The sequence below is a fragment of the Paenibacillus sp. F411 genome, assembly GCF_017582705.1.
Classification (GTDB): domain Bacteria; phylum Bacillota; class Bacilli; order Paenibacillales; family Paenibacillaceae; genus Paenibacillus_AQ; species Paenibacillus_AQ algicola.
In genome coordinates this window covers 15,612-28,960 of record NZ_JAGFIP010000015.1, presented here as the reverse complement: position 1 = coordinate 28,960, position 13,349 = coordinate 15,612, and the positions used below count along the sequence as shown (strand labels likewise).

Below are 13,349 nucleotides of genomic sequence, written 5' to 3'. Positions count from 1 at the left end.
CCTTCTAAAAAGGCTCCCACTTGAGCCGGCTGGCCTTGTCATACCGGGCCTGAACCTCTTGCCAATACACGACCTTCCACCAATCCTGAATGTATGACTTGCGATCATTCTGGTGCTTCAGGTAGTACGCGTGCTCCCATACGTCAAGGGCCAGCAGCGGTACGACATCCCACTGTGACAGGTTCTGATGCTTCTCAGCCTGAAGGATTTCCAGTCGTTGACTGCGGGGACTCCACACCAATATTGCCCAGCCGCTGCCCTCCACGTTTTCTGCCGCCTGACTGAATTGCTGCTGGAAGGCATCGAAGCTGCCGAAGCTTCTAACCATCTCGTCTCCCAGCGTACCCACCGGCTTACCGCCCCCGTCAGGACTCATAATGCTCCAGAAGAGGGTGTGCAGATAGTGACCCGCTCCATGAAAAGCAAGCTCTCGTTCCCAATGCTTTATAAGGTCGAAGCGCCCTTGCTGGCGCGACTCTGCAAGCTTTTTCTCGGCTTGATTTAAGCCGTCTACATAGCTTTGGTGGTGCTTGTCATGGTGAAGCCGCATCGTCTTCTCATCAATGTAGGGCTCCAGTGCATCATAAGCATAAGGAAGCGGAGGCAGCCGGTGACCGCCTATAGGCACAGGCTGAAGCTTCTCGGCCGAGCGGCCTGAGAAGGAGAGGACGGCCTCTGGAGAGTCCTGCTTGAACAGCGTGATGGAGCCGGGTTCATGAGAGAGGCTGCTGCCTTGCTTGGTCTGCTGCATCAAGATCTCCAGCGACCCCGGCTTGTTCAGCTGCGCTAACACATCCAGGAAATATTGTGACTCCCGGATGATATGCTCCAGTACGACCGGAGCCAGGGGAAGCTGCTGAACGGCAGCACTGCGCTCCATCATAAGCCGAAGCTGCTGAATGAACACCTTGGATTGGTGCATGGACATGCTCACCAGCTGCTCAATGGGAGCAATTATTCCTGGCGGTAAAGCGCCATGGCTGCTGGCAGACGGCAGGAGCTGTTCTGCAGCTTTCTCCGTCTCTGTAAATACGATCGCCCAATCATCCAGCAGCTTGATGTAGACCTGCTCCAGCCCGGGGATGATGGCCTTGATTACCTCGGTATGCTCCGCTTCCTGCTGCTTCCAAAATATAATCTCCTCCAGAATCCGGGCTGGAAGCTGAGGACCGTAAATATACAACATGACTTCAATTCCCCCTGTCCATCCATTTCATGTCAGACTCTACTGATATATTCTGGAGGGAGCCTGTATCATGCCCGCCTGAGAATATTCTGGAAGACCCTGCTTCTGCTGTTGCTGGAGCAAGAATAAGCCTGTCTTGCGGGCAGCAGAAGCTGCAAACAAGACAGGCTTATAGTGACAATCATTATGACGAAGCCTCTGGCGGCTCCAGCTTGCCGAGGAAGGTGGACACCCGGCGCAGATACTCCCGGGGATGCTCCCGGAAGATTAGCTCATGCCGCGCATTCTCTACGATCCACGAGCTTGAATCAGGGTGAGTCTGGTTGGCTGCTATTTTTTCGGCAATCGGGTAAGGCGCCTTGTCATCCTTCGTCCCGTGAAGGATCAGGGTAGGAAATGGATAATCATGCTTCTTCACTTCCTGATACGGAATCTGATCCAGACTGGTGCCGTTCAGCACCGGAAACAGCAGCTCCAGAATTTCGAGAGAAGGGTGACGCGGAAGGTCAATCTGATTCTTGATGTTATGATATAGTGTATCCGGCTCCAGCAGGAACGCACTGTCGAGAATCATAGCATCAATATCCTTCGTCTCAAGTCCTGCCTGCAAGGCCGTTCCGCCTCCCATAGAGAAGCCCCAGACGACAATTTGCTTCGCGCCCCGCTGCTTCACGAGCTCGATCGCTCCCAGCAGCTGCAGCTTCTCCTCCTTGCCTCCGGTAGCAACGTCTTTGCTCGTTTGCGAAGCGAAAGCGTAATCAAACATCAACACATTGAAATCCAGGTTATGAGCGTAATGGGCCAGATCATACATCGGCACCCACGTCTCTTCCCGGTTCGCCCCGTATCCATGGCTGAGTATAATGGTGCGGTTCGAGCCTTCCGATGGAATGTACCAGCCGCTGATTGTCTTCTCGCCGTTCAGGGACGGGAAGTTCACACTTTCATAGTCCATGCCCTTGGCGAGCTTGGGGTTGGAATACAGCGGTGCTACGGTAGGGTTAGAGAGCACCCATGCGATATAGGCATGCAGCGCGATAAAGCAAAATATAAGAAAGAAGACGACGGATAGAATGAGAGCGAGCAAAATATGCTTGAGGCGAATCATTCCTGTCGACAGCACAGAGCTTGTTGAATCGGCTTCAGCGGTGCGGGAGATTGGGGCGTTTCTGCCAGTAGCCATGCTCATGTATGGCCCCTCCTTACCAAGGTTTCTTTCACATCCATAAAAAATGAAAATATAATCTATCGTATGCCGGGCTACAGGCAAAGTCAATGAATATCAGGGATTTCTGACAGAAATAAAACTGGAAATCCATTTACTTCCCTAATCATTTTTCATATAATTCTTGTAACCAGGTTTCACGTGATGAAACATTGAGAGGGGAAGGGCGGTATGGAAGATCGCAAACTGACCGTTCGCGCCGTTGAACGGGCGCTTGATATATTAATGTGCTTCACCAAAGCCCAGGAGCTGGCGCTTACAGAGATATCTTCCCAGATCGGACTGCATAAGAGCACGGTACACCGGCTGATGGCGACACTGGAGGAGCGGGGATTTGTTGTCCGGGACAGCCGCACCGATAAATACAGGCTAGGTATGAAGATTTGGGAGCTGTCCACCCATCTGTCGCATAGTGACGATCCGGCGGTACGGCTGCTTCCTTTGATGGAGAGCCTGAGGGACCAGCTGGGGGAAACGATCAGCCTGTATCTGAGGGATGGTGCAGAGCGTATCCGGATACAGGCAGTACAGAGCAATCAGGCGATCCGCAGAGTGGCTCAGGTGGGAGCTCGTCTGCCGCTGTATGTTGGAGCATCCAGTAAGGTGCTGGTGGCCTTTGCATCCCCTGCTGTACAGGAGGAATTGCTACTGGACCCTGACTGGCCCGAGACCGTCGACAAGAAGGCTTATCGCCGGCAGCTGGGAGATATCCGGAAGCGGGGCTACGCCATCAGTATTGAAGAGCGGGAGCCCGGTGCGGTTGCGGTATCGGTACCCATCTTTGATCATCAGGGCAGGATTGCCGCCGCTTTGTCCTTGTCGGGTCCGGTGAACCGGCTGTCCCCGGATACACTGCTGCAATTTGCGCCCTTGCTGAAGGAAGCGGCAAGAGAGATGGGCTTGATGATATCCTGAAGAGACAAAAGGGTTGTCTCCGCGAGATCGGTTAGATCTTGCGGGACAACCCTTTTGTCTTTTCGTTCATCGTACGGGTCAAAATATCGTGGAAGGAAGCAGGCTTGTCTGTCTCCTGTTCCTTGCGGTTAGGGCTCATCGTCTGAGGACGCGGGTACTGATGATGAAAGGGCAGCGCCGATTGAATGTTCAGCATAGCTTCAAACCTCCTGTCACACATTTTCTTCATAGATAGCGATTACGGGTACATCGGGCTATAGAAAATGATTATGTAAGAAATGATTTGTAACCTGTTAACCTTAATCGAAGCGCTTGAAACCGTGTTAGCTGCAAAAGAGGAGAAAAGGACCAGAAAAGAGGAATCAAGGTCCTGTTAGCAAAAAGCCCATCTGGTCCCATCCTCCTTACATGGTGTGTCGCAGGTATGATAAGTCAATGGGTCAACAAAAAGGCTGCGCCCGGGATCCAGAGGTCCCGGGCGCAGCCTATATAAGTGTGCTTTCAGCTTACTTGCTGTCGGCAATCATTTGACGCAGTACGGTTTGGAGAATACCGCCATTGTAGTAGTAATCGACATCCACCATGCTGTCCAGACGAGCAATGACAGGGAACTCGAAGCGGGTTCCGTCTTCACGAGTTGCGGTAACGTGCAGCTCTTGTCCTGGCTTGATGTCGTTGCTCAGGCCGAGAATATCAAAAGTCTCATGGCCTTCGAGACCGAGGCTCTGCCAGCCCTGGCCTTCCTGGAACTGCAGCGGCAGTACGCCCATGCCGACCAGGTTGGAGCGGTGAATCCGCTCAAAGCTCTCGGCAATAACAGCCTTGACGCCGAGCAGGTAGGTGCCTTTCGCAGCCCAGTCACGGGAGCTTCCGGTACCGTATTCTTTACCGGCAATAACAACCAGGTTCTGTCCGCCTGCCTGATAGTTCATGGAAGCATCATAGATGGACATCACTTCATCGGTTGGCAGATACGTGGTTACGCCGCCTTCAGTGCCCGGTGCAACCTGGTTACGGATCCGGATGTTGGCGAAGGTACCGCGCATCATGACCTCATGGTTACCACGGCGGGAGCCGTAGGAGTTGAAGTCCTTGCGCTCAACACCATGGTCCTTCAGGTATTGGCCTGCCGGGCTGTTAACAGCAATGTTGCCTGCCGGGGAGATATGGTCCGTCGTTACGGAATCACCCAGCAGCGCCAGAACACGAGCCTGGCGAATATCTTGAATGTCATTCAAGCCGTTGCCAAGGCCTTCAAAGAACGGCGGGTTCTGAATGTAAGTGGAATTGCTGTCCCACTCATACAGCTCGCCTTGAGGAACCGGAATCTGGTTCCAGCGCTCGTTGGCGGTGAAGACATGCTCATATTTCGCACGGAAAGCTTCAGCGCTGACGGATACGCCCATCGCTTCACGGATTTCTGTGCTGGTTGGCCAGATGTCCTTGAGGTATACCGGCTCATTGTTCGGATCGTAGCCAATCGGATCGTTCTGCAGGTCGATGTTCACTGTGCCGGCCAGTGCATAAGCAACGACGAGCGGCGGCGAAGCCAGATAGTTGGCTTTCACCTGTGCGTGAACGCGTCCTTCAAAGTTACGGTTACCGGACAATACAGCCGCTACCGTCATATCGTTCTCGGCAATCGCTTCGCTGACTTCGTCCGGAAGCGGACCGGAGTTACCGATACAGGTTGCACAGCCATAGCCGGCAACGTAGAAGCCGAGCGATTCCAGGTAGTGCATCAGGCCGGCCTTCTCCAGGTAGTCGGTGACGACGAGGGAGCCTGGAGTCAAGCTGCTCTTCACGAAGCCTGGCTTCTTGAGGCCGCGCTCGACGGCTTTTTTCGCCAGAATACCGGCACCCAGCATAACGCTTGGATTGGAGGTATTGGTACAGCTCGTAATGGCTGCAATCACGACAGCGCCTGTATCCATTTCACTTGTCGTACCATCTTTATGCTTCACAGTGACCTTCTGGTTAATCTTCTCGTCACTCAGGCCATATCCGCCTTTATCAATCGGAGTGCGGATGATGTCATTGAAGCTGTCCTTCATATGTGTCAGCTCAATGCGGTCCTGTGGACGCTTCGGTCCGGCAAGGCTCGGTACAACAGAAGCGAGATCCAGCTCGATAACATCGGAGAATTCAGGGTCCGGTGTATCTGCAGTACGGAACATGTTCTGAGCTTTATAGTAGGATTCAACCAGCTCTACCTGCTCGTCGGAACGTCCAGTGCCGCGCAGGTAAGTCAGGGTTTCGTCATCGACAGGGAAGAAGCCGATGGTTGCGCCGTATTCCGGAGCCATGTTCGCAACGGTCGCACGGTCAGCCAGGCTGATGTTAGCCAGACCAGGGCCGTAGAATTCAACGAATTTGCCGACAACGCCTTTCTTCCGCAGCATTTGCGTTACAGTCAACGCAAGGTCCGTAGCGGTTGCGCCTTCGGACAGGCTGCCTGTCAGTTTAAAGCCGATGACATCTGGAGTTACGAAGTAAAGCGGCTGTCCCAGCATGCCGGCTTCTGCTTCGATACCGCCTACACCCCAGCCAACAACGCCAAGGCCGTTGATCATGGTGGTGTGGGAGTCTGTACCTACCAGGGAATCAGGGAAGACGAGGGTTTCGCCATCTACTGTCTTCGTAGCAGCTACAGAAGCCAGGTACTCCAGGTTTACCTGGTGGACGATACCGGTTCCCGGAGGAACAGCACGGAAGTTATCAAATGCGGTTTGTGCCCAGCGCAGGAAGCGGTAGCGTTCCTCGTTGCGCTCAAATTCAACATCCATGTTATATTCCAGCGCCTGCTCGGTGCCGAAGGCGTCAACCATAACGGAGTGGTCAATAACGAGATCAACCGGAACCAGCGGATTGATCTGCTTCGGATCCCCGCCGGCCTTCTTCACGGTGTCGCGCATCGCGGCCAGGTCAACTACGACCGGTACGCCGGTGAAATCCTGCAATACGATCCGCGCAGGAATAAACGGGATTTCCTTATTGGCATCCCGGGTTTCAGCCCATTGGGTGAGCTGCTTTACATGCTCTTCGGTAATCGCCCGGCCATCGAATTGGCGCACTGCGGCTTCAAGCAGAACGCGGATGGAGAAAGGGAGCTTTGATACTTGGCCCAAGCCTTGCTCCTCCAGAGCCTGAAGGCTGAAATAGCGATAGTTCTTGCCTGCCACCTCCAGCGAACGGGAGACGGAGAATTGATCCTTCACTGACATTACATGACCCTCCTTGAATTAAGTCAATCCATAGCGGTGCGGCTGACGCACCCTTGTAAACATCTGCACAGCTTCAGAAAACAACAGTGTTGTTTCACTAGATGAAACATGATTTCAAAATAATAGCTACTTATAATTATAACGTTTACACGGACCAGCGTAAAGCATTTTTTAAGAAGATTTGAGGCTGAAAAAGGCGGAATTCACCGGGTTTTGACAAATAATGAGGACACTCATCCCTGCTTGAAATCAGCCTTATGCTATTTATGCATAACATCATATTCTATAAACTGCGGCTCATAGCAGGAGGACGTTCTTCATATAATCGGAAATAGAAGGCAGGCAGGGATTGAACGTTTCGGCCAGCGGCAATGATCAAGAGCGGGAATGTGATGTCAAAAAAGGGGCGATGAGCGATGTCTATAGCCAGAGAGGTGCGCAGTCCTTGGAAAAATGTATTGTACGCCTATGTGGATCAATATAATCAGAACCGCGTCGATTACGGGACAGGGCTCAAGGAGCAGGTGGTGACAGATCTCAACTATTTGCTGCAGCGGGGTGAACGTCAGATTCGGCTGCGCCACTGGTTTGCTGAGCGCGGAGTGAATCCGCGCCGGTGTGAAACGAAAGCCCGGCTGACCCGGGTGCTGAAGGAAACGGAGGACCAGGTCATTGCGGATCTTCGGCTGCACAGTCTGTTTTATTATGAAAAAAGAGGCATGCTCCACCGGGAAGACGTCATTCAGCGTGAGCGGCTGACGCTGCTTCGTGATGGAGATGCGTGGCTGATTGTCGATGTGGAGTCGCTGGAGGATGAGCGCCAGCCGGAGCAGGGCCCGCCTTCTTCATCATTGTCTGAAGAGGTTCATGGCTGGGAGACGGCGAAGTCGGTGCCGCTCATTAATCATCGCGGCGTGTACGCGGCAGGAATGAGAAGCCGGGCCGGGCTGTATGACCGTGAAGCGGCGGCTGCCTATGCGGATCAGTGGTGGGATTCCGGCAATCCGGAGTTTGCCCAGTTCGCCGTGGACTGCACCAATTATATCTCGCAGTGCCTCTTTGCAGGCAAAGCGCCAATCCACTATACTGGTAAAAGAGAAACAGGCTGGTGGTACAAGGGTTACGTCGGCGGACGGGAATGGTGGAGCTACAGCTGGGCGGTGTCCAACAGCTTCGCCCGATACCTGGAATACAGCGGCTCGGGTCTTCGGGGAGAGCAGGTCGAGCGTGCGGAGCAGCTGAGGCTTGGAGATGTTATCGTCTATGATTGGGACGGCGACGGAGCATTTCAGCACAGCACGATCGTCACGGCCTTCGACGCCGGAGGGATGCCGCTGGTCAATGCGCATACCGTCTCCAGCAAGCACCGCTACTGGGACTATCGCGATTCCTATGCCTGGAGCGAGAATACGGTGTACCGTTTTTACCATATTCCTGATGAGTTATAAGGAATGGAATGAATGCAGTGAACACTGCTGAAATTGCAAAAAGAGAGGTATGGCATGGGACAGGATAAATTAACGGTAGGACTGGTCTACGGCGGGAAATCAGGAGAACATGAGGTTTCGCTGGCTACGGCGTTTGCCGTCATGAATGAGTTTGATTTTGACAAGTATGAAATGATTCCCTTCTACATTACGAAGCAGGGAACCTGGAGAATCGGCGGCAAGCTTGATGCTCCGTTTAAGGATAAGGAGGAGCTGAAGCTCTCTGGCGGCAGCGGAACACAGGCTGCGCTGAATGCGGTATTCAGCCGTCTGTACGGCAGTCAGCAGCCGGACATTGACATTATGTTTCCGCTCCTGCATGGAACCTTTGGCGAGGACGGAACCATCCAGGGGCTGTTCGAAATGGCAGACATTCCTTATGTAGGCACTGGCGTGCTGACATCCGCTGCCGGTATGGACAAAGGGGTCATGAAGAAGCTGTTTGCGCAGGCCGGGCTGCCGCAGTGTGAATACTGCTGCTTTACGCAGGCCGAGTGGAAGCGGGCCAGCCACAAGCTGGTGCAGGGCATTGAGGATAAGCTGGGCTACCCTTGCTTCGTGAAGCCGGCGAACCTGGGTTCAAGCGTGGGCATTTCGAAGGCGAAGGACGCGGCCCAGCTTGCTATGGCGATCGAGACGGCACTGAAGTATGACCACAAGATCATCGTCGAGGAATTCGTAGATGCCCGCGAAGTAGAGGTTAGCGTGCTGGGGAACGAGGAGCCGATTGCTTCTATCCCGGGTGAAATCGTCTCCTCCAGTGAATACTATGATTATGCCGCCAAATATACGGACGGACAGTCAGAGATGCTTATTCCTGCACCGGTGGATGCAGAGACCGCGGATACGCTGCGAGAGCTTGCGATCCGGGCGTTCAAGGCGATTGAGGGCAGCGGAATTACCCGGGCTGATTTCTTTATCCGGCGCAATGACGGAGGTATCCTCATTAATGAAGTGAACACGATGCCGGGCTTCACGCCGTTCAGCATGTACCCGCTGCTGTGGCGCGAAACCGGAATGTCCTACCGCGAGCTGCTGGATCAGATGATCAGCCTCGGGCTGGCACGCTATGAGAACAAGCAATCTCTCATTTATGAGAATGAGGTATAATGCAGTATACTGAATATATAACAAAAGGGGAGTCCGCGTTGAACACGGCTCCCCTTGACTATAATCTCACATTATCAGGTGAAAGGATGGCTGGCTATGGGATTTCAAACCGAGTTTAATTCCGTGTGCAAGTTCAAGAACGAGCAGGAGCTGTATGAGCTGCTGGAGTACGGCCGGGGCAAGATGCTGAAGCAGGGCTTCCGCGTGTTTCCTACGGGACAAAAGGTGATCGCTTATACTCCGGAGAACGTCGCCTCCGCCATCGTAAAAATTACCGCGTGTGTTTCTGAAATCAACTTTCAGGGACAGGAAGTGACCTCTGTCGAGCTGCAGCTCGTACGGAAGCTGACCGAGGAGGAGTCCAGGCTGCAGACGGCTCTGGCGCACGAAATGTTCTTCGGAGATCAGGCATGATTGTCCGCTTCGGTTATGTGGCCATGTCCACCGTCGTGCAGAATTCTTCCCCGTCCAGAACGATGACGATGGCCAGCTTCAAGAAGCTGGACGACCGGGAAGCCGGTCTTCGCCGGCTGGAGCGGATTGCAGGGGAGAACCTGCACAATACGCTCCGGCTGCTGAAGCATAATCTCGCACACGACATTAAGGTGTACCGAATGACCTCGAAGCTGATTCCGCTTGCCACCCATGGCGATCTGGACGATTGGGATCCGTTCCCTGCCCTTCGGGAATCGTTCGCAGAGGTCGGGGATTTTGTGCGCAAGCACGAGATGCGCGTGTCCTTTCATCCGGATCATTTCACGGTACTGAGCACGCCGAGGCCGGAGGTGCTGGTGAACTCGATCAAGGATCTGCGGCATCATACCGACATGCTTCATGCGCTCGGGTTCAGCGGCCGAATGAAGAACAATATTCATATTGGCGGCGCCTATGGGGACAAGCCCTCGGCGGCGGCCCGTTTTATAGAGCATTTTGAGGGGCTGGACCAGGATATCAAGGAGCGGCTGACGCTTGAGAACGACGACAAAACCTTTAACGCCGTAGAAACGTTAACAGTATGTCAGAAGCTTGGGCTGCCCATGGTGCTCGATCTGCACCATCAATGGGTCAACCATGAAGGAGAGCGGCCAGGCGAGCTGTGGCGGGATGTGCTGGAGACCTGGAATTCGCCGCTGGCGCAGGCCGGCTCGGAGGGTGACAACCCTCTGCCGCCCAAGATTCACGTGTCCAGCCCGAAATCGCCCACCGATATTCGCAGTCATGCGGACGGTGTCGAGATGCCGCCGCTGCTTCATTTTTTACGAGAGATTGCAGCGATCACCCCGCAGCTTGATGTCATGATTGAGGCCAAGAAGAAGGATGAGGCGCTGTTTGGCCTGATGCGTGATTTTGCCGCGGCAGAGGGAGATGGGGTAAAGCTCCTTAACCAGGCCGCAATTGAGGTTACACCATAGCCGTCAAGTGCTTGTTGAATATGAATATACAGCTCGTTGTTAATATAGCAGCCCTTCCTTCAGACGCAAAAGGGGAATACAATAGGTTTATAAGATTCATATGAAAGTAGAGTGAGTGCTTTGAATGATAAAGAGAAGACGCCTTATGTCGTGAGCAGCAAAAGCTATGCCGCTGTTGCTATCAACTGTGCTGCCAAGGCCGGAGAATGGATCAAGAGCAAGCAGGGAACGGTACAGCAGCTGAATACCAAGACCTCTGCCCAGGATCTTGTGACTGAAGTGGACAAGGGGGCGGAGCAGATGATCCGCAGACTGATTCTGACGCACTTTCCGGACCATGCCATTCTCGGTGAGGAGGGTGTCGAGCCCGGGCCAGAGGCTTCAGCCAAGGCGTTGGAGACGGCGCTGGAAGAGGATTATGTATGGATTATTGATCCGGTTGACGGGACGACCAACTACGTGCACGGGTTCCCCTTCTACTCGGTATCCATTGCGCTGGCTTATCAGGGGGAGATCATACTGGGCGTTATCTATGATCCTTCCCGGGATGAGCTGTTCATTGCCGAGAAGGGCAAGGGGGCCTATGTCCACGGCAACCCGACACGAGTGTCCGGGGAGGTCGTCTTGTCGGACAGCCTGGTGGCCACAGGCTTTCCGATCGATGCGGCTTCCAATCTTCCGCAAAATATGGAGGCTTTGCAGGCCATCGTTCCCAAGGTGCGGAACGTCCGCGCGGGAGGCTCGGCTGCGCTGCACCTGGCTTACGTTGCTGCCGGGCGCCTGAGCGCCTATTGGGAGATCGGCCTGAACGCCTGGGATGTGGCAGCCGGGGTGCTGCTGATTGAAGAATCCGGCGGCCGGGTAACGGATACCAACGGGTCTCCCTATAGCCTGAAGGTGCGCAACATTGCGGCCACGAACGGCGCTATTCATGAAGAGCTGCTGCAGGTGCTGGCGGACGCGGCCGGTTAATCTTCAAGTGTAAGGAGAGATCATCTCATGAACGAGAAGCAGGAGCGGGATCAGGAACTGCAGCGGAGGCTGAGCGAGCTGCTAACGGAAGGGGAGCTTGAGGCCGGAGAGGTACAGGAAGAAGGCCGGCGCCGAATCTCCCATCCCTATGAGATTGTCATTCAGACGAAGCATGATCCTATTGCCGAGGAGATCCGGGCATATCGGCGGCTGGGCAAGGAGCTGGACGACCGGTATGATAAGTATCTGGAGCAGGTGGAGAAGCAGAACCGGGAGAAGTAATCCGCAGGCCGGGACCTCTCCGGCAGGCAACGGTTGTTCCAAAGGCTTTACAGCGGCGATGCCGGGGCAATCCCTGGTATCGCCGCTTTTTGTGCAGCCTTGAAGAAGGGTACTGCGTGTCCTGGATGAATTCCCGCATAGCGGTATCGCCGATCCATGCCGAGGTGGTAAACTGGAAAAAGAATGAAATGAGAAGGAGTGTTATCATGTCAATATTGTGGAGAAACAGGCTGTTCCAGGCTGCCGGCAGCCTCACGCTGGCGGTGTTCATGCTGTCAGCCTCGCTGGGAGGGAAGCCTTCCGCCATCCATGCCGCGTCTTCAAGCCCGCCGGAGCCCTTCCGGATTGTCAGTCTGGGAGATTCGCTTACCGTAGGCTATGAGCCGGGGATGGATCTCAATTCCAAGCCGTATGGCTTTGTCGAGCGCCTGCTGGAGCAGGGCTTGCTGCACGGCAGAACCGAGACCGTGAATCTGGGCATTGCCGGGCTGAAGGTTGAGGGATTGAAGCATTATGTACAGGCTATCGCAGATGGACGCTCCGTGACCGCGGATGACATTCAGCCATTGATCCCGGATCCTCGCACAGAGCAGATCGGTAGAGAAGCTCCGGCCGCCCGCGCGTTTATTGAGAATGCCGACCTGATCACCGTGACCATTGGCGGCAATGATATGTACAATCTGACGTCCATGGCCGGAGCGGCAAATGCCGATGAGCTGGCGAAGCTGACCGAGGAGCTGTTTGAGCTTTACACACTGAATGTGACGGAGGTTGTCCATCGTCTTCATAGTATGAATCCTGATGCTGTTATCGTCCTTGCAGACCAGTATAATCCCATTCCTGAGCTTGCCGGCAAAGCGCTCTATGCCAAGCTGAATCAGGCTGCAGCACTGTTTACCGGGCATATCGAGGGTTTGGCGAAGCAGTTTAGTCAGCAGGGGATTTCTGTGAAGGTGGCTCCGGTCGCCAAGGAATTTGTAGGCAGAGAAATGACCATGACGCATATTTTGAGACTGGAAGACATCCACCCTAATCAGTACGGATACGAAACGATGGCGAAGGTGTTTGCCAACACCATATGGGGCAGCTACACCAAGCCTGCGGCCGCAGAGCCCGGGCAGCCGATGAATATTATCGTGAACGGCAAGGTCCTGAATACGCCGTACAAGCCGGTTCTGGTCAAGAATCAGAACTATGTAGCCATTCAGGATATCGTCAATGCCATCGGTGCAACCACAGTATGGAGCAACGAAACCTCAAGTGCTACGGTTACTTACAAGGGGCGGACCGTGGTCATTACAATCGGATCAAATCACATCAAGGTAAATGGCAGCCCTGTGCCCCTTACTACGCCAGCCTTTCTGCACAAGGTTGGCAAGGAACATAAAACCTATGTCCCGCTCTCTGCACTGGTACAGGGACTGGGCCTGGATGTTCAGTACCACCAAAAGCTGAAGACGGTTTTTATTAATCCATAATGAACTCATAACTCATAACTCATAGTGATTTATCCCGTCATTAAGTCATTAACGTCAT

At 53.9% G+C, this 13,349-nt stretch carries 12 protein-coding genes; 8 read left to right on the top strand and 4 right to left on the bottom strand.

Annotated features, from left to right (window positions below; all coding sequences use genetic code 11):
• Positions 1-4 precede the first annotated feature (4 nt).
• The gene (locus JJQ72_RS15055; protein WP_208204184.1) at positions 5-1,186 is read right to left on the bottom strand and encodes a Fe-Mn family superoxide dismutase; all 1,182 of its coding nucleotides are present in this window, start codon (positions 1,184-1,186) and stop codon (positions 5-7) included.
• Between the two features lie 184 nt (positions 1,187-1,370).
• Positions 1,371-2,375: an alpha/beta hydrolase gene (locus JJQ72_RS15050; protein ID WP_208204183.1), complete on the bottom strand. Its 1,005-nt coding sequence runs from the start codon at positions 2,373-2,375 to the stop codon at positions 1,371-1,373.
• 207 nt (positions 2,376-2,582) lie between these two features.
• Between JJQ72_RS15050 and JJQ72_RS15045 the strand changes: the two genes are divergently transcribed.
• Positions 2,583-3,326, top strand: coding sequence for an IclR family transcriptional regulator (locus JJQ72_RS15045; protein WP_208204182.1), 744 nt, complete (start codon positions 2,583-2,585; stop codon positions 3,324-3,326).
• A 31-nt stretch (positions 3,327-3,357) separates the two neighbouring features.
• Here the strand turns inward: JJQ72_RS15045 and JJQ72_RS15040 are convergent, their stop codons facing one another.
• Positions 3,358-3,522, bottom strand: coding sequence for a hypothetical protein (locus JJQ72_RS15040; RefSeq protein WP_208204181.1), 165 nt, complete (start codon positions 3,520-3,522; stop codon positions 3,358-3,360).
• Positions 3,523-3,832: 310 nt separating this feature from the next.
• On the bottom strand, positions 3,833-6,550 hold the full coding sequence (acnA, locus tag JJQ72_RS15035) for an aconitate hydratase AcnA (RefSeq protein ID WP_208204180.1): 2,718 nt from the start codon (positions 6,548-6,550) through the stop codon (positions 3,833-3,835).
• 416 nt (positions 6,551-6,966) lie between these two features.
• Here acnA and JJQ72_RS15030 point away from each other — a divergent pair, with 416 nt between their 5' ends.
• The 7 genes from JJQ72_RS15030 to JJQ72_RS15000 all read left to right on the top strand — a co-directional run bounded on the left by JJQ72_RS15030 (position 6,967) and on the right by JJQ72_RS15000 (position 13,291).
• Entirely contained in the window at positions 6,967-7,998 is a 1,032-nt protein-coding gene (locus tag JJQ72_RS15030; protein WP_208204179.1) for an amidase domain-containing protein, read from the top strand.
• 54 nt (positions 7,999-8,052) lie between these two features.
• Positions 8,053-9,147, top strand: a complete 1,095-nt coding sequence (locus JJQ72_RS15025) for a D-alanine--D-alanine ligase (RefSeq protein WP_208204178.1) — start codon at positions 8,053-8,055, stop codon at positions 9,145-9,147.
• 96 nt (positions 9,148-9,243) lie between these two features.
• Positions 9,244-9,561 (top strand): hypothetical protein, encoded by a 318-nt coding sequence (locus tag JJQ72_RS15020; RefSeq protein WP_138224498.1) that lies wholly within the window; start codon positions 9,244-9,246, stop codon positions 9,559-9,561.
• On the top strand, positions 9,558-10,559 hold the full coding sequence (gene uvsE, locus JJQ72_RS15015; protein ID WP_138224500.1) for a UV DNA damage repair endonuclease UvsE: 1,002 nt from the start codon (positions 9,558-9,560) through the stop codon (positions 10,557-10,559). The genes JJQ72_RS15020 and uvsE overlap by 4 nt, the downstream gene beginning before the upstream one ends.
• A 120-nt stretch (positions 10,560-10,679) precedes the next feature.
• Positions 10,680-11,531, top strand: a complete 852-nt coding sequence (locus tag JJQ72_RS15010; RefSeq protein ID WP_208204177.1) for an inositol monophosphatase family protein — start codon at positions 10,680-10,682, stop codon at positions 11,529-11,531.
• Positions 11,532-11,558: 27 nt separating this feature from the next.
• Positions 11,559-11,813 carry a hypothetical protein gene (locus JJQ72_RS15005; RefSeq protein WP_138224502.1) on the top strand — a complete coding sequence of 85 codons (255 nt, stop codon included), beginning with the start codon at positions 11,559-11,561 and terminating at the stop codon, positions 11,811-11,813.
• A gap of 206 nt (positions 11,814-12,019) precedes the next feature.
• The gene (locus JJQ72_RS15000) at positions 12,020-13,291 is read left to right on the top strand and encodes an SGNH/GDSL hydrolase family protein (RefSeq protein WP_243896119.1); all 1,272 of its coding nucleotides are present in this window, start codon (positions 12,020-12,022) and stop codon (positions 13,289-13,291) included.
• Positions 13,292-13,349: the final 58 nt, after the last annotated feature.

Excerpts from the sequence above, each read along its gene's own strand:
- JJQ72_RS15055 (WP_208204184.1), bottom strand. The coding sequence starts at position 1,186 with ATGTTGTATATTTACGGTCCTCAGCTTCCAGCCCGGATTCTGGAGGAG.
- JJQ72_RS15050 (WP_208204183.1), bottom strand. The coding sequence starts at position 2,375 with ATGAGCATGGCTACTGGCAGAAACGCCCCAATCTCCCGCACCGCTGAA.
- JJQ72_RS15045 (WP_208204182.1), top strand. The coding sequence starts at position 2,583 with ATGGAAGATCGCAAACTGACCGTTCGCGCCGTTGAACGGGCGCTTGAT.
- JJQ72_RS15040 (WP_208204181.1), bottom strand. The coding sequence starts at position 3,522 with ATGCTGAACATTCAATCGGCGCTGCCCTTTCATCATCAGTACCCGCGT.
- acnA (WP_208204180.1), bottom strand. The coding sequence starts at position 6,550 with ATGTCAGTGAAGGATCAATTCTCCGTCTCCCGTTCGCTGGAGGTGGCA.
- JJQ72_RS15030 (WP_208204179.1), top strand. The coding sequence starts at position 6,967 with ATGTCTATAGCCAGAGAGGTGCGCAGTCCTTGGAAAAATGTATTGTAC.
- JJQ72_RS15025 (WP_208204178.1), top strand. The coding sequence starts at position 8,053 with ATGGGACAGGATAAATTAACGGTAGGACTGGTCTACGGCGGGAAATCA.
- JJQ72_RS15020 (WP_138224498.1), top strand. The coding sequence starts at position 9,244 with ATGGGATTTCAAACCGAGTTTAATTCCGTGTGCAAGTTCAAGAACGAG.
- uvsE (WP_138224500.1), top strand. The coding sequence starts at position 9,558 with ATGATTGTCCGCTTCGGTTATGTGGCCATGTCCACCGTCGTGCAGAAT.
- JJQ72_RS15005 (WP_138224502.1), top strand. The coding sequence starts at position 11,559 with ATGAACGAGAAGCAGGAGCGGGATCAGGAACTGCAGCGGAGGCTGAGC.
- JJQ72_RS15000 (WP_243896119.1), top strand. The coding sequence starts at position 12,020 with ATGTCAATATTGTGGAGAAACAGGCTGTTCCAGGCTGCCGGCAGCCTC.